Origin of the sequence: Ghiorsea bivora, from assembly GCF_000744415.1 — a bacterium.
In the GTDB taxonomy this organism is placed as follows: Bacteria; Pseudomonadota; Zetaproteobacteria; order Mariprofundales; family Mariprofundaceae; genus Ghiorsea; species Ghiorsea bivora.
Genome location: NZ_JQLW01000007.1, coordinates 238,825 through 254,853, shown reverse-complemented (window position 1 = coordinate 254,853; position 16,029 = coordinate 238,825). Strand labels below are relative to the sequence as shown.

General features: G+C 42.8%; 16 protein-coding genes, 3 tRNA genes and 2 pseudogenes. 10 read left to right on the top strand and 11 right to left on the bottom strand.

Features of this window, described 5'->3' with window-relative positions:
• Positions 1-26: 26 nt before the first annotated feature.
• The 9 genes from DM09_RS11565 to DM09_RS05700 all read right to left on the bottom strand — a co-directional run bounded on the left by DM09_RS11565 (position 27) and on the right by DM09_RS05700 (position 2,694).
• Positions 27-200: a hypothetical protein gene (locus DM09_RS11565; protein WP_157753609.1), complete on the bottom strand. Its 174-nt coding sequence runs from the start codon at positions 198-200 to the stop codon at positions 27-29.
• A complete protein-coding gene (locus DM09_RS11560) occupies positions 191-355 on the bottom strand; it encodes a hypothetical protein (protein ID WP_157753608.1) in 165 nt (54 codons plus the stop codon). The genes DM09_RS11565 and DM09_RS11560 overlap by 10 nt, the downstream gene beginning before the upstream one ends.
• Complete coding sequence (locus DM09_RS11075) at positions 324-599, bottom strand: hypothetical protein (RefSeq protein ID WP_051938210.1); 276 nt, start codon at positions 597-599, stop codon at positions 324-326. The genes DM09_RS11560 and DM09_RS11075 overlap by 32 nt, the downstream gene beginning before the upstream one ends.
• Positions 592-1,050: a hypothetical protein gene (locus DM09_RS11070; RefSeq protein WP_157753607.1), complete on the bottom strand. Its 459-nt coding sequence runs from the start codon at positions 1,048-1,050 to the stop codon at positions 592-594. The genes DM09_RS11075 and DM09_RS11070 overlap by 8 nt, the downstream gene beginning before the upstream one ends.
• Before the next feature lie 26 nt (positions 1,051-1,076).
• The gene (locus tag DM09_RS11555; RefSeq protein WP_157753606.1) at positions 1,077-1,247 is read right to left on the bottom strand and encodes a hypothetical protein; all 171 of its coding nucleotides are present in this window, start codon (positions 1,245-1,247) and stop codon (positions 1,077-1,079) included.
• Between the two features lie 640 nt (positions 1,248-1,887).
• Positions 1,888-2,127: an Arm DNA-binding domain-containing protein gene (locus DM09_RS05715; protein WP_051938206.1), complete on the bottom strand. Its 240-nt coding sequence runs from the start codon at positions 2,125-2,127 to the stop codon at positions 1,888-1,890.
• A 186-nt stretch (positions 2,128-2,313) separates the two neighbouring features.
• A tRNA-Leu gene (locus tag DM09_RS05710) sits at positions 2,314-2,400 on the bottom strand.
• A 38-nt stretch (positions 2,401-2,438) separates the two neighbouring features.
• Positions 2,439-2,513, bottom strand: a tRNA-Cys gene (locus DM09_RS05705).
• A 105-nt stretch (positions 2,514-2,618) separates the two neighbouring features.
• Positions 2,619-2,694, bottom strand: a tRNA-Gly gene (locus tag DM09_RS05700).
• Positions 2,695-2,864: 170 nt separating this feature from the next.
• Between DM09_RS05700 and DM09_RS05695 the strand changes: the two genes are divergently transcribed.
• From DM09_RS05695 to DM09_RS05660, 8 genes are all read left to right on the top strand, one after another.
• Positions 2,865-4,511 carry a CTP synthase gene (locus DM09_RS05695; protein ID WP_038248390.1) on the top strand — a complete coding sequence of 549 codons (1,647 nt, stop codon included), beginning with the start codon at positions 2,865-2,867 and terminating at the stop codon, positions 4,509-4,511.
• Positions 4,512-4,522: 11 nt separating this feature from the next.
• Positions 4,523-5,338: a 3-deoxy-8-phosphooctulonate synthase gene (gene kdsA / locus DM09_RS05690; protein WP_396230703.1), complete on the top strand. Its 816-nt coding sequence runs from the start codon at positions 4,523-4,525 to the stop codon at positions 5,336-5,338.
• Between the two features lie 47 nt (positions 5,339-5,385).
• Positions 5,386-6,666, top strand: coding sequence for a phosphopyruvate hydratase (eno, locus tag DM09_RS05685; protein ID WP_038248388.1), 1,281 nt, complete (start codon positions 5,386-5,388; stop codon positions 6,664-6,666).
• 75 nt (positions 6,667-6,741) lie between these two features.
• Entirely contained in the window at positions 6,742-7,014 is a 273-nt protein-coding gene (locus tag DM09_RS05680) for an FtsB family cell division protein (protein WP_051938204.1), read from the top strand.
• 2 nt (positions 7,015-7,016) lie between these two features.
• Positions 7,017-8,414: a glutamate--tRNA ligase gene (gene gltX, locus DM09_RS05675; protein WP_038248386.1), complete on the top strand. Its 1,398-nt coding sequence runs from the start codon at positions 7,017-7,019 to the stop codon at positions 8,412-8,414.
• Complete coding sequence (gene cysS / locus DM09_RS05670; RefSeq protein ID WP_038248385.1) at positions 8,414-9,763, top strand: cysteine--tRNA ligase; 1,350 nt, start codon at positions 8,414-8,416, stop codon at positions 9,761-9,763. The genes gltX and cysS overlap by 1 nt, the downstream gene beginning before the upstream one ends.
• A gap of 28 nt (positions 9,764-9,791) precedes the next feature.
• Positions 9,792-10,907, top strand: a complete 1,116-nt coding sequence (locus tag DM09_RS05665; RefSeq protein WP_038248383.1) for an LptF/LptG family permease — start codon at positions 9,792-9,794, stop codon at positions 10,905-10,907.
• 102 nt (positions 10,908-11,009) lie between these two features.
• Positions 11,010-12,596 (top strand): peptide chain release factor 3, encoded by a 1,587-nt coding sequence (locus DM09_RS05660; RefSeq protein ID WP_038248379.1) that lies wholly within the window; start codon positions 11,010-11,012, stop codon positions 12,594-12,596.
• A gap of 26 nt (positions 12,597-12,622) precedes the next feature.
• Here the strand turns inward: DM09_RS05660 and DM09_RS05655 are convergent.
• Positions 12,623-13,573 (bottom strand): annotated as a pseudogene (locus tag DM09_RS05655) (ISNCY family transposase); the annotation flags it as partial.
• 255 nt (positions 13,574-13,828) lie between these two features.
• Between DM09_RS05655 and DM09_RS05645 the strand changes: the two are divergent.
• Positions 13,829-14,999 (top strand): annotated as a pseudogene (locus DM09_RS05645) (IS3 family transposase).
• Between the two features lie 21 nt (positions 15,000-15,020).
• Here DM09_RS05645 and DM09_RS05640 read toward each other — a convergent pair.
• Positions 15,021-15,209 carry a helix-turn-helix domain-containing protein gene (locus tag DM09_RS05640; protein WP_232507766.1) on the bottom strand — a complete coding sequence of 63 codons (189 nt, stop codon included), beginning with the start codon at positions 15,207-15,209 and terminating at the stop codon, positions 15,021-15,023.
• 235 nt (positions 15,210-15,444) lie between these two features.
• On the opposite strand from DM09_RS05640, the gene DM09_RS05635 reads away from it, so the two are divergent.
• Positions 15,445-16,029 (top strand): 2-hydroxychromene-2-carboxylate isomerase, encoded by a 585-nt coding sequence (locus tag DM09_RS05635; RefSeq protein ID WP_038248370.1) that lies wholly within the window; start codon positions 15,445-15,447, stop codon positions 16,027-16,029.

Sequence of the window (16,029 nt, the reverse complement as noted above, 5' to 3'; positions counted from 1 at the left end):
AAGATAACAAGGTCATACACACTGGTTCACATCAGCCCAAAGTAATGGCTGCTATTGGCATGCAAGGTGAAGGTGAACACCAAAGTGCGAAGCACAGCAACGGCTGTAATGCCCAACACAGTACGCGCTGAATGGATGAAGGATTCCAAGGGGATGGCAACAAATATCAAAGCAAAGGGAAGAATGGAACCTATGCCCATTGATCAAGTCCCAATTGTGCCGTTGTGGTAATCCAACGGTCAGACATGCCCGTTGCGCCAGCCACCGCCTCAGCATTGTTTAACAAAGAAGCACGAAGGGCAGCATCATCTTGGGCGAGAATTTCACGGCATATAAGCCAAACCCGCTTCAACACTGGTAAACATGAACAAAATGGAGAAGGTAATCAGCACCATTTTAAAACGCATGCTATCTTTCATCGCACCAATCACAGGGAATAAACGTGTGATACGCAGACTCTCCATAAGGAATAAACCCATGGCAATTTCCACCAAGATAATCACCAAAGCCGCAATGTTTGTCACTTTATATCCCATCATCATGCTGCTACCACCCACCATTTCCTGCATGGGTCGTGAAATAAGATTGAAGTTAATCATTGCACCACCAGTAGCGACAGCCAATACTAAACCCGCAATAAAAAACTGGGTTAATGATGAAAAAGGCAATGCTTTTTTTCACTGTATCAGTTTCACGAATGATTTGCTCGTAGCTTTTCATGTGGCGGTCAAGCACTTTGTCGCGGTCAAGCAAAGCATTCACATCTTGGTCAACCTGTTTAAGGTCATGATTCATAGCCCGCCAAGAAGGACGCATTTTTTTAAGAAGCATATGACGCTCTCTGCTTTCTTTCCTATATTCTTCCAGCATTTTTTCATGATTTTTTTCCATAGAGCCATGAATACTATCTAAGATTTCACCGACCATGGGGTCGTTTTTGCTGGTAGCGATATTGGCGACTGCATCCACCGCTTTTGCCCAACCCGGTGCTTCAGGCGGCACATCTGCACTGCCTTTATAATCTTCGCCCAAGTTTGGTGACCACATCATTGATTTTATGATGAAGGGTAGGGTATTCAGCTCAAATCTTGCTCTACAATGTGGTGGATACGCTCAAATTCACGCTCAATCTCATGTTCAGCAGCCTCTCGCCCTTCAGTGCTAAGCACTTCCATATTACGTTGCGCAAGCCTTTGCTCAACGCTCGATAATGATTCGGATGCTTGTTGAAAAGCACTTTGAATCAACGAAGTGACCGACTTAATATACCTCGCATCGACTCTCTGGCTAAATAAGTGAGTGTAATGAGTATAACAAACCAAGTGGCCCCCCCGAAATTGCAGCCTTTTCAGACCATAATAAAATATTTCTGTTAGTGACATATAAGCCTCCTCTGCGTGAACAAGTCCACGCTATTTTGCTGATGTTTATGTTTATCAGGTTGAGTGCTTACCCTGTTATGAATATGTTATGCTATCACAAGTTTATTTTCACGCTGAGTGAGTCCTTATTTAAGTATTTGTTTAAGCGATGTTTTTTGTACAGTTCATGTGTTTTTAAAAGGGTGTGTCAAACTGACAACAAGGCGCTCTTATTTTAATAGGAAGAATATGTAAAAAAAGCTTACGAACCCAAGGGCAAGGCGGTAACTAAAGGTGTTGAAACCAAGTTAATATAAGTCACTATATCTAATGTTTTCAATATGTTACACTAAAAAGCCACCCAACAAAATATTTTGTTGGGTGGCTTTCCTTTTAAGCAGTTGATTTTATTGAATAAAATATAGGTCTATCGCAAAACATCAACACCTTTAGTGAACGGCTAGACCCAAGGGCTGACAAGCTTTTAAAGTCCTGCGGGGGCACAACCTGTAGTGTTATATAGGGTCTATGCCTTGTTCCAAAAATTTTTAGCTAACCCGGTTTTTGTGCGTGCACCTTTGAGTCCTACAGAAGGGTATACACCAAGTGCTAAGGTTTTCTGTTTGTCTGCATACCTATAACTTAACCGCCCATATTTACCAGTGTCATTGATATAGAGGTGTAATCCACCACCATCGCTCAATTTTAGTTGTTTCTTCCCTTGTGGTAGTTTGGCGGACTTAACTTTCGCATCATTTAACTTCATAAACGCTCCTCATTTGTTGGTATTTTTTTCGCAGTGAAGTTAACTGAAGAAAAGTACCAACAAAAGTACCAACAATTTGTTGGTCCTTTATGCTAATTTATGTGATTACATGCGACGATTAAAAACAAAAAAAGCTTGCCAACCCAAGGGCTGACAAGCTTTAAAGTCCTGCTGGACCACAATCTGTGGTACCGAGAGCCGGAGTCGAACCGGCACAGTGTTGCCACCGGGGGATTTTAAGTCCCCTGCGTCTACCAGTTCCGCCATCCCGGCATGCACGATCAACATTTAGCCTAAGCCAGTGTTGAAATTGGAGGCAGGGGCGAGAATCGAACTCGCGAATAAGGGATTTGCAATCCCCCGCCGTACCACTGAGCCACCCTGCCAAACAAACTTTGCAACCTGGTAGAATTACAAAGCATTATACAAACAAAAAAAGGAGCTTGAGCCCGAAGACAATCAAACTCCTTTTTACAATGTTCAAAACAAATTGGAGCGGGTAACCGGGCTCGAACCGGTCACCTCGACCTTGGCAAGGTCGCGCTCTACCAAATGAGCTATACCCGCGTTGAACGAGGCGAACTTTATCGCCGCGATGTGGTGCGTCAAGCATTTATTTTTATGCTAAAGATTCACTATTTAATAGATGGATGTATGGGTTCAAAAAGGGTGTGGTTAGGCTTAAATATTTCAGTGCTGGAAAGCGGGTAGGGCTTCTGTTAGTTTTCGCTCCCGACATGAATCAATCAAACCAACAAACACGTTTTATTTTTGTAACTGGCGGCGTTGTATCTTCTTTGGGAAAAGGGATTGCAGCAGCTAGTCTTGCAGCATTATTTGAAGCACGGGGCTTATCGGTCACCATGCAAAAGCTAGATCCGTATATCAATGTGGATCCAGGCACGATGAGTCCATACCAACATGGCGAAGTGTTTGTAACCGATGATGGGGCAGAAACTGACCTTGATTTGGGATATTACGAACGTTTTACCCATGCCGATATGACCAAGCGCTCCAACCTCACTACAGGTCGTGTTTATGAATCTGTGATTCGTAAAGAACGTCGCGGTGATTATTTGGGCGCAACGGTGCAAGTGATTCCCCATATTACCGATGAAATTAAAGCAGGCATTCTTTCTTTGCGTGCAGATAATGTGGATATTGCACTGGTTGAAATCGGTGGCACGGTGGGGGATATTGAATCCTTGCCTTTCTTGGAAGCGATTCGTCAGCTTCGGTTTGAGTTGGGGCGTGAAAACACCGCTTTTATTCACCTGACATTGTTGCCGTATATTGCAGCTTCAGGCGAGCTTAAAACCAAACCAACCCAACATTCTGTGCAAAAGTTGCGTGAGATTGGTATTCAACCTGATGCATTATTGTGTCGTAGTGAGCAGGATATTCCTAATGGCGAACGCGATAAAATTGCCCTGTTTTGTAATGTGGCAAAAGATGCGGTGATTGGCTTGCCCGATGTGGATACCATTTATGCAGTGCCTTTGGTTTTACGTGATGGCGGGTTAGGCACAGTTTTGTTGAATCAGTTTAACATGGAAAACAAAAAACCCGATTTAAGTGTGTGGATGGATGTATGCCAAAAAATCCGCACACCACAGCGTATGGTTCGCGTGGCGATTGTGGGTAAATATGTCAAACTTGCAGATGCATATAAATCCATCAATGAGTCTTTGATTCATGGTGGTATGGCGCATGATGTGCGTGTATTGATTGAATATGTGAATTCTGAGTCTTTGGAAGATGGTGATATGTCAGCTTTGGCTGATGTGGATGGTATTTTGGTGCCGGGTGGTTTTGGTGACAGAGGTACTTTGGGTAAAATCCTTGCCATTCAATACGCACGAGAAAACAATAAACCTTTCTTGGGTATTTGTTTGGGCATGCAAATGGCAGTGGTGGAATTTGCGCGTAATGTTGCAGGTCTTACAGGTGCCAACAGCAGTGAATTTGATGCCAATACAGAACATCCTGTGATTGCTTTGATGACAGAGTGGGAAGAAAACGGTGAAAAAATCACCCGTGATGAAAGCTCAGATATGGGTGGTACCATGCGTTTGGGTGGTTACCCATGTAAGGTGATTGAAGGTACGACCGCAGCACTAGCTTATGGGCAATCGGAAATTCGCGAGCGCCATAGGCATAGGTATGAGTTTAACAATACGTATCGTGAACAATTGGAAAAAGCAGGTTTGGTGGTTTCTGGGACATTGCCAGATGATTCATTGGTAGAAATGGTTGAGATTAAAAATCACCCGTGGTTTGTTGCCAGCCAATTTCACCCTGAATTTAAGTCGCGACCTTATGCGCCGCACCCCTTGTTTTCAGGTTTTGTGGATGCAGCCAAAAAACAGGCATCCGCATCATGAAACAACACCATATTCAAATTGCAGACTTTAACATTGGCAATGATTTGCCATTTGTATTGTTTGCAGGGCCTTGTGTGATTGAAGGTGAAGAATTTAGCATTGAAGTGGCAACGCAAATCCGTGATATATGTCAACGGGTTGGTGTGTCTTTGGTGTTTAAATCCAGCTTTGATAAAGCCAATCGAACCAGTGTGGATGGTTTTCGTGGACCTGGTTTAGAAGAAGGGTTACGTATTTTACAGCGAGTTAAAGATGAGGTGGGTGTACCCATCATTACCGATGTGCATACACCTGAACAAGCTGAGCCTGTGGCAAAAGTTGCGGATATTTTGCAAACCCCTGCTTTTTTGTGTCGACAAACGGATTTCATCACAGCTGTAGCCAAAGCTGGCAAACCTGTGAATGTAAAAAAAGGTCAGTTTTTAGCACCATGGGACATGCCGCATGTATTGGAAAAAGCCAAGTCTACGGGTAATGCAGATATCATGTTATGTGACAGGGGCACAAGTTTTGGCTACAATAACTTGGTTTCTGACTTTCGTTCCTTGATGGTAATGGGACAAACTGGTGCGCCAGTAGTTTTTGATGCAACGCATTCGGTGCAACAACCAGGTGGTTTAGGTGGTGCAACGGGTGGCAATCGGGAATATGTCCCAGGTTTGTCACGGGCTGCAGTTAGTATTGGTGTGGCTGCCGTATTTATGGAAGTTCACCCTGACCCAGACAATGCGAAGTCGGATGGTCCCAATTCTGTACCTTTGGCTGAATTGGAAGGTTTGTTAACAACTTTGAAACGTTTGGACGAAGTTGTAAAAGAAAGTTTGTAGGGAAAATATAGAAAAGTATCAGCAATGGGGCTGATTAGGAGTAAGAAGTGAGTAAGATAGTAAGTGTACATGGCCGTGAAATTTTTGATTCGCGTGGTAATCCAACAGTAGAAGTTGATGTGAGATTGGATTCAGGTGCGTTTGGTCGTGCGGCAGTGCCGAGTGGTGCATCAACAGGACAACGTGAAGCTGTAGAGATGCGTGATGGCGACAAACGTTTGGGTGGTAAAGGTGTACGTAAAGCCGTAGCACATGTGAACGGTGAGATTGCAAAATCAGTGATTGATTTGGATGCAGCAGACCAACGTGGTTTGGACCATGTATTGATTGAACTTGATGGCACAGCCAATAAAGGACGTTTGGGTGCCAACGCCATTTTGGGCGTATCTATGGCAGTTGCCAAGGCGCAAGCAGCTGAAGACAATGTATCATTGTTTCAACATATTGGTGGTGAAGATGCAGTATTGATGCCCGTACCGTGTATGAATGTGATTAACGGCGGCTCTCATGCTGATAACAGCATTGATTTTCAAGAGTATATGATTGCCCCAGCAGGTGCTTCTAGTTTTAGTGAAGCGATGGACATGGGTACTGAAGTATTTCATGCGTTGAAATCAGTATTACAAAAAGGTGGTCATATCACTGCAGTGGGTGATGAAGGTGGTTTTGCACCCAATCTTGGTTCCAATGAAGAAGGCATCACAGTTATCTTGGAAGCCATTGAAAAAGTTGGCTTAAAAGCAGGTTCAGACATCGTACTTTGTACAGATATGGCTGCATCAGAGTTTTATAAAGATGGTATGTATGTCTTAGATGGTGAAGGCGGACGTAAGCTAGACTCTGAAGGTATGGTAGACTTTATTGAGAAGCTTTGTGACCAATACCCAATTGTATCTGTTGAAGATGGTTTGGATGAAAATGATTGGGACGGTTGGAAAATTTTGACAGACCGTCTTGCCAATAAGGTGCAATTGGTTGGTGATGATTTGTTTGTGACCAATCCTGAAATTTTGAAAGAAGGTATTGATAAAGGTATTGCCAATGCATTGTTGGTGAAAGTGAACCAAATCGGTACGCTGACAGAAACCATTGCTGCAGTGAGCATGGCACATGATGCGGGTTATCGCTCAATGATGTCACATCGTTCGGGTGAAACAGAAGATACAACTATTGCGGATTTGGCAGTGGCATTATCTTGTGGACAAATTAAAACAGGTTCTGCATCTCGCTCTGATCGTATGGCAAAATACAATCAGCTTTTACGCATTGAAGAAGAGTTGGGAAGCCGCGCAAAATATGCTGGTTTGTCTACATTTTTACGAGCGTAACATCTGAAAAAGTATAACTTAAAGTGGCTTTCCACTTGGTTTTTGTATGCCTTTGGGCTGATCATTATAGTACTCATGATTTGGGATTTAATATTCTCAGACCATGGGTACTTTGTGTTTCAGCATGAGCGTGAACAGCAGCAAACCTTACAGCAAGAGATTAAACGTTTGCGTGCAGAAGAGGCGCGTTTAAAAGAAGAAATTATTCGTTTGCGCGAAGACCCTAAAACCTTAGAAGAGGTTATTCGTCGGGAATTGGGTTATGTTTATCCCGATGAGTATATGTTAATTATGCCTAAGGCTGATGAAAAAGTGGATGCAGCACCACAGGCTGAGAAAGAGGAATAATCATGAGTAAAGTAGTGACACGGTTTGCCCCATCACCCACAGGTTTGATGCATCTTGGTAATGTGCGTACAGCCATGCTGAACTGGATGTTTGCCAAGAAAATGGGCGGTAAATTTTTACTGCGTTTTGAAGATACCGACCAAAGTCGCTCTGAGCAGCAATACATTGATGCACTTAAAGAAGATATGTTGTGGTTGGGTTTGCAATGGGATGATGAACCTTTGTTTCAATCCAAACATGCTGAACAACACCAAGAAGCATTGGACAAGTTGGCAGCAGAGAATCATGCATACCCTTGTTTTTGTTCAGAAAGTCAATTGAATTTGGATAGGAAACTTTCCACGTCGCGTGGTTTGCCACCGCGCTACAATGGTCGTTGTCGAGCTTTGACAGCCGAAGAAAGACAAGCCAAATTGGATGCAGGTGAAACCCATACATGGCGTTTGGCAGTTCATGCGGATAGTGGTGAAGTGACTGTGCCTGATTTGTTGCGTGATAATGTGGTGTTTTTACGCAAAGATTTGGATGACCCTGTGGTGGTGCGTTCAGACGGCACATTTACTTTTTTATTGCCCAATGCCATTGATGATGCAGTGGATGGTATCAGCCATGTGTTGCGTGGTGATGACCATTTAACCAACTCTGCTTACCAAGTATGGATGTTGGAATCTTTGGGATATACTGCGCCTGTATGCCTGCATCATGGTTTGTTATTGGGTGAAGATGGTGCAAAACTATCCAAGCGTACGGGAAGCCATAGTGTGGCTGATTTAAGGGCTGCAGGTTTGTTCCCTGAAGCTTTGCAGCAAGCCATGATTCGTTTAGGGCACCCAAATATTCCCGATGATGCGTTATCACTTGATGCTTTGATGCAATACACGGATATTGAACATTTATCGACTTCATCCGTGCGTTGGTCCAATGATGAAATGTGGCGTTGGCATACCAAGATATTACATGCAAAACCCATTGCCGAATTAGCGCCGATGTTACAACAAACACTGGCAAACAACGGCATTGATTTGGATGAACAGCAAGCATTGGTATTGACTGAAATGATGGCAGGCAATCTCAATCGCATCGAAGATGTTTTGCAATTTAAACGTTTGTTAGATGTTAATACATCCTTTGATGAGAAGGATTTGGCTGTTCTTAAAGCTTCAGGTACAGCTTTCTTTGAAGCAGCTTTAAGCACAAGCCAAGCGGGCGATTGTACGGATTGGAAAACATGGACAACAGCGCTTAAAGAAGCCACGGGAGCCAAAGGCAAGGCTTTATTTATGCCTTTGCGTATCGCGCTTACAGGACAAGCACATGGCCCTGAAATGAGTAAAGTGGTGGTGTTTTTGGGTGAATCAGGCGTGCAAACACGTTTGAAGCAGGTTTTAGGGTTAATTTAATGTCAGCATTGCAAGTCTATAATTCACTTTCGCGCCAAAAAGAGACTTTTCAGCCTTTAGAGACTGGTAAAGTGGGCATGTATGTTTGTGGTGTAACCGTTTATGACCAATGCCATGTCGGTCATGCGCGGGTGATGGTGGTATTTGATACCATTTACCGTTGGTTGCAAACATCAGGTTATACGGTGAGTTATGTGCGCAATTTTACCGATGTGGATGATAAAATTATCCAACGTGCGCAACTGGCAAACATGGATATTAATGAACTTACTGGGTCCATGATTGATGCATTTCATCGGGATATGGATGCTTTGGGTTGTTTGCGCCCTACATTGGAGCCTAGAGCAACCACACATATGCCTGAAATGATAGCCATGATTGAGAGCTTGATTGAAAAAGGTTTTGCTTATGTGGCTGATTCGGGCGATGTGCTTTATGCCGTACGCCAGTTTGCAGAATATGGTCAGTTGTCGGGTAAAAATATTGATGATTTGGAATCAGGAAGCAGGGTGGAAGTAGACCATCATAAACGCGATCCGCTTGATTTTGTATTGTGGAAACAAGCCAAAGCGAATGAACCTTCTTGGGATTCACCATGGGGCAAAGGTCGCCCTGGTTGGCATATTGAATGTTCAGCGATGAGCTGCAAACATCTTGGAACCACTTTTGATATTCATGGTGGTGGTATGGATTTAAAATTTCCACACCATGAAAATGAGATTGCGCAAGCTCGGGCTGCCAATGGTGGTGACTTTGCCCAATACTGGTTGCATAATGGTTTTGTGAATATCAATGCAGAGAAAATGTCCAAATCTTTGGGCAACTTTTTTACCATTGCTGAAGTTTTAGAGCAATACAACCCAGAAGTATTACGCATGTTTATTTTAAGCACGCATTATCGCTCACCGCTGGATTATTCAGATGCAGCTTTGGATGTTGCTAAAGCAGGTTTGGATAGGCTTTATGAAAGCAAACGTAAGTTTGAAAGTGTACAAGCTGGTGAATTGCCACAAGCTTTTGTTGATGCTATGAATGATGATTTTAATACGGCAGAAGCAGTGGCAATATTATTTGATACATGCCGCACCTTGAACAAACAATATGATGATACACTTGCCGCATCTTTTGTGGCGATGAGTCAAATGTTGAATATTCTTAACCATGAACCTGATGTGTGGTTTCAAGGTGTTGATGCGGATACAGCAAATATCGAAGCTTTGGTTTTGGCGCGTGATGAAGCCAAAAAAGCCAAAGATTATGCCAAAGCAGATGCCATTCGTGCTGAGTTATTGGCGCAAGGCATTGTATTAGAAGATAGTGCAGAAGGCACACGATGGAAAAAAGTCTAACTGTATACAACTTGGGCGGGGAAACTTAATGTTTTCCACGCTCAACCTTTATATTTTGCGTTTGTGGGCTATGCCATTTGTTGTCATATTTGTGTTAATCAATGCCATTTTCTTAATTCGTAAAGTCTCCATTTGGTTGCCCATACTCGTAGAGCATGAAGCACCCATGCAGCTCACACTTTCGCTCTTTGTATCGATGATGCCGATGGATATGGTGATGACCATACCCATTGCTTTCTTTTTTGCCTTAATCAAGCTGGTTTTAGACTTACAAGGCAGCAGTGAATTGGATGTCATGTATGCTGGTGGTCAGTCTATTCTGAATATTTTAGCACCCGTATTTTGGGCAGGGGTATTGCTCACCTTTGTCATGTTTTTACTCACTTTACAATTGGTGCCTATGGGTAAAGTGTTTTCGCATAATATTTCAGCCAAACTGAATGCTCTGAATGCTGCACCATCCTTTGAACCACAACGTTTTATTAATGATATTGATGATATGGTCTTTTATTTTGATGGTAAAAACAGTGATGGTTCTTATGCACATTTTATGTTGACAGATTCACGCAGTAAAACAGGTGAAGTGGTGACATATTTTTCAGAAAAGGCTGTGTTATCAAGGGTTGATACAGGTTTAGTGGTTTCGTTGTTTTCTGGTAGCCAGTTGATTGGGGAAAAAGATCAGCTGCGGTCGGTGAAGTTTTCAAATTATGATATTGTTGTACCTTTAACGGAAAGCAAACGCTACTTAGAGCTAGGTCCCAATAAACCACCGGGTTATATGGATGCTTTTTCGTTATTTCATGCGCTAAGTTTGGATAATGTCACCCCTGCACATATCGCAAACTGGCATTTTCGTTGGGTATTGGCATTGTCGGTATTGGTGCTTTTTTGTTATGCTGTTCCGATTAGTTTAAGGGCGAAACGAAGCAAACAAGGGGCTGTCTTTTTGTTTGCCAGCCTTGTGATGTGGGCGATTAACCAAACTGAAATGATAGTGTTTAGAAAAACTGAGCTGGGTTTGCTTCCTTGGTGGTCACTGTGGTTGGTATTGGCTTTGTTTGTTGTTATTGGTCTTTGGTTGTTATGGATGGTGCAGCAACGGGGTGTGATTTTATTCAAAAGGATGAAACGCACATCGTAGGTTTGTTTGTAAGTTTTTCAGATGATGCCCAAGGTTTAAATAATTCACTGCTCAAAATAGATTTGTTGTTATACTTTGCCCTTAATTATTTTTGGGGTCACCATGTTTGAAGAAGAAATCGAAAAACGCCGTACATTTGGCATTATTTCCCATCCTGATGCGGGTAAAACCACGTTAACTGAGAAGTTGTTGCTCTTTGGGGGCGCAATTCAAATGGCGGGTGCTGTGAAGTCGCGTAAAACAGACCGACATGCGACATCGGACTGGATGAAAATTGAGCAAGACCGTGGTATTTCTGTGGCTTCATCGGTAATGAAGTTTAACTATGCTGTGGATGGCTCTGAATACGAAATCAATCTGCTTGATACACCGGGTCACCAAGATTTTTCTGAAGATACCTATCGCGTACTTACTGCGGTGGATTCTGCCATGATGGTGATTGATTCGGGTAAAGGTGTGGAAGGGCAAACACTTAAATTGATGGAAGTCTGTCGTATGCGCAATACGCCTATTATTACGTTCATCAATAAGCTGGATAGGGAAGGGCTGGAGCCATTGGATTTGTTGGCAGATATTGAAGAAAAGCTGCAAATTGAATGTGCGCCACTGTCTTGGCCGATTGGCATGGGTAAAGCTTTTAAAGGTGTGTACAATCTATACAAAAAACAGTTGCACCTGTTTGTCGCAGGTTCGGATGATATTGCTGATTCCATTGCTATTGATAGTTTGGATGACCCCAAATTGGATGAACTTTTGGGTAGCCAAGCGGATGAACTGCGTGAAGAAATTGAATTATTGGAGGGTGCTGCCAACCCATTTGATTTGGAAGAGTTTCTTAAAGGTTCACAAACACCTGTATTTTTTGGCTCTGCGATTAATAATTTTGGGGTGCGTGAGTTATTGAATGCTTTTGTTGAGTTTGCCCCGCACCCAGCAGGGCGTGAGGCGGTTGAACGTGTGGTTGAACCCACAGAAAAAGATTTTTCGGCATTTTGTTTTAAAATTCAAGCCAATATGGACCCACAACACAGGGATAGAATTGCATTTTTCCGCATGTGCTCAGGTAAGTTTACCAAGGGTATGACTGTGCGCCATCATCGCTTGGGTAAAGACATCAAAGTGCCTAATGCCACTATTTTTATGGCGCAAGATAGAGCGCATGTCGAAGAAGCTTATGCTGGCGATATTATTGGTATTCACAACCATGGCACGATTCGTATTGGTGATACGTTTACCACCAAAGAGCCTCTTAAATTTACAGGTGTGCCCAACTTTGCCCCTGAAATGTTTAGACGTATTCGCTTGAATGATCCTTTAAAACGTAAACAATTGCACAAAGGTTTGATTCAGTTATCAGAAGAAGGTGCAGTGCAAGTATTCCGCACCTTTTTGGGTGGCGATTATATTCTGGGTGCTGTGGGTGTGTTGCAGTTTGAAGTGACCGTCGAACGTTTGAAATCGGAATACAAAGTGGATGCAGACTATGTGGGTACTGACTTTCAGGTGGCGCGTTGGGTGACTTGTGAAGATGAAAAGAAACTTGCAGCCTTTAAAAAGATTTTTGATGCCAATCTTGCAGAAGATGGGGATGGTTTCTTAACGTATCTTGCACCATCTGCTTGGAAACTTAGCTACACTGAAGAGCAGCACCCTGAAATTACATTTCACAAAACTAGGGAACAGATTTAGCTGAACGACTTATATTTATATACCTGTCAACGCAAAGTAGAAATGTCCGCTTTTGCCCCAGATAGAATTGTCTGGTTTTGAGTTATTGATTTTCGCCACGGATGGTCGGGTTTTGGTTTGTAGTTCACTCTTTTAGTTTGCTTTATAATCGCTTGATTGACAGTTTGGTTGATGGACTTCTCACTGACTGGTTCAGGTATTTTATCACCCCGTTTGAATGTGATGTATTGTAAAGCCTTTCCCTTGTACAATAGTGTTATCGAGCCATCAAATGCTTCGCAAATGGTGATCATTGACCCGCGCATGGCATAGCCAATGCCTTTGATGTTTACTTGGTAAATGATGTTGTTGTATTGCAGGGTTAAGTTCTTGGATAGCTTGCGTTTATGATGCTTGGAAAAGATTAAATTCAACTCCTCCTCGCTATGCAACACAGGGCGATTGGCATCCTCTTTGGAGGCAGGTAATACAGCGAACTTTTGATTATGTTTTTTCATGTATGTTGCCAAAAAGGCGTTGGCTTCTTCAATGCTGGAAATACCTTCCAAACGCATCTCTTTGAGCAGCCTATCTTGCAAGGTTAAGTTGGCACGTTCAACACGCCCCTTGGCTTGTGGTGAATTGGCTTTGATATGTTCAATATCCAATGTTTTCAAGGCTCTACCAAATTGTGTGAGTTGTTCCCCTGATTGAGCATCAACCGTGTTGACGGTTAATGAGCTATGTCTATCCGAATAAAGTGCTGCTGGGCGACCGTAGGCTTTCATATTGCGTCTTAGCCCCTCCATATAGGCTTGCGTTCCTTCGGTTGGGTAGAACTGCAAATCAAGAAGTTTGCTGGTCGCATCATCAATGAATACCATCAATGTGCACTTGGCTGCTTTACCTTCAAACCAGTCATGAGGTGTTCCATCAATCTGAATCAATTCTCCCATACGTGGGCGACGCTCGCGTGTGGGGTGATTACGCTGCACTTTCTTATTCTTGGGTTTTCAAATGCCATCGCTAATCATACATTGGCGTAAGGTTTCTGAAGATACGTTAATCTCGTGTTTTTCTAACAGCTTCTCCGCTGCGAATGTTGGTCCAAAATCATGATAATGACTTCGAACTAACGCCAAGGAACGAAGCTTTATCTCATCCCATATCTTACGGTTGCTAACCTTACTATAGTGGTTCAGTGATTGTGTAGGATTAGAAAAGGGTAATAATCCAAGCTTAGGAGATTACCCATGAGTCAGAGGAAACGAACCACATATACGCAGGAATTTAAGCGAGAAGCAGTTGATTTAATACTTGAGCAAGGTTATTCGATAGCCGAAGCCTCCCGCAATCTTGGTATTAACTACAACATGCTGAGTCGCTGGAAGATTGAACGCGAAAAGAACGGGGAACATGCTTTTCCAAGTAAAGGTCATATGACACCCGAACACGCGGAACTTGCACGCTTGAAAGCTGAGAATAAACGTTTACGCATGGAGCGTGACATCCTAAAAAAAGCCACGGCCTTCTTTGCCAAGGAAATGAAGTGAAGTACCGCTTTGTTGAATGGTATAAGAAGGCATGGCCAATTGTTCTGATATGCAAAGTATTGAAGCTGTCAGTCAGTGCATATTATGCATGGTGCAAGCGCCCATATTCTTTACGCAAGCGTGAGAATGAAACTCTGATTCCCATCGTTCAAGCCATTCATGTAAAAATGCGCCAGAGTTTTGGCACACGGCGAATGGCAACGGAACTACGCAAACAAGGCATTGATTGTGGGCGTTGTAGAGCAAGAATCTTGATGCGTTTAGCCAATTGCGTGTACGCACTAAAAAGCGCTTTGTGAATACGACTGATAGCAAACATAACATGCCCGTAGCCGAGAACCTGTTAGATAGGAAGTTTGATGTCAGTCAACCCAACCGCTACTGGGTTTCTGATATTACATATATTTGGACTGCAACAGGCTGGCTTTATTTGGCAACGGTGATGGATTTGTATTCACGCCGAATTGTAGGCTGGAGCATGGACACATCCATGACACGCCAACTGGTGATGGATGCCTTGCTGATGGCTGTTTGGCGAAGAAAACCTGACAAGGGGCTTATCCATCATTCTGACCGTGGCAGCCAGTATTGCAGTGATGATTTCCAATCCTTACTCAAACAACATGACATTATTTGTAGCATGAGCCGTAAAGGTAATTGTTGGGATAATGCGGTTATGGAACGCTTTTACCGTAGCCTGAAATCTGAGCAGGTTTATTATGCAGATTACCAAACGCCAGATGAAGCAAGAAAGGACATCGTTGATTATATCGAAATGTTCTACAACAGTTGCAGAGCACATTCATATTTAGGCTATCTTAGTCCGAACGAATATGAAAGTGTTCAGCAAATGCTGTCACAAGCAGCATAACCCTTTTCGATGTCTATACTTTTACTGGACCACTACATTACCTCGATTGCCATGAATCAATGATTTAGCACCGTGCTGGCGATATTTCTTGGCTATCCGGCGAACTTGACGTGTGCTAACATCCATACGTTTTGCCGCTGTATTCTGTTTAATATGACCTTCAATATATAGGCGTATAACCTCGGATCGTGATTGTTCTTGCTTGCTCATATGTAGTATTTCCGCTTTCATTTAAAACCCCTAAACCAAACACTAAAGGGGACATTTCTATTTTGCTAAAAGCGGACACTTTCATTTTGCGCCTACATATATTTATATACCTTACTTGATTATCGCGGGCAAGGTATAAGCTTGATTTAACACTGTATAGGTTTAACCACATGGTGCTGCTTGTTTGCAGCTAAAAGTGAGTGGTACTTTTATACATACCCTGTAAGCTAGACCAATGAAACAAGTTGATTTTTATTTTGATTTTATCAGTCCGTATACTTATTTGGCAGTGATGAAAATGGATAAGTTTGTGACTGAACATGATGTGCAGGTTAATTGGATACCTGTTAACCTACCTAAACTTATCAAACTTTCAGGTAATACACCGCCTGCGAACATTAAAAATAAAGCTTTGTATTCTTTACGTGATTTAAAACGCTGGGCTGAATATTTAAATGTTCCCTTTAAAATGATTCGCCCAAGCACATTTGATAGTCGACCAGCCATGTATATTGCTTGGGCATTGGCAGGGGATGAAAGGGTTGAATTTTGTAAAGCTGTATTTGAAGCCGTGTGGTCGGGTGATGTGGATATGCGTACTGAACATTGGTTGGATGATATTTTTGTACAAAAGAAACTGCCTCAAGCTTGGCGGCATACGCCACACGACCAAGCCAAGCAGGAACTGGATGCAACAACGCAACAAGCCCTAAAAGCAGGTGCTTTTGGTGTGCCAACCTTTATTTTGCACGACACACCACGCCCGAAGATGTTTTTTGGTGTGGACCGTATGGATTTTTTAAGCAGGGCTTGTTTGTAG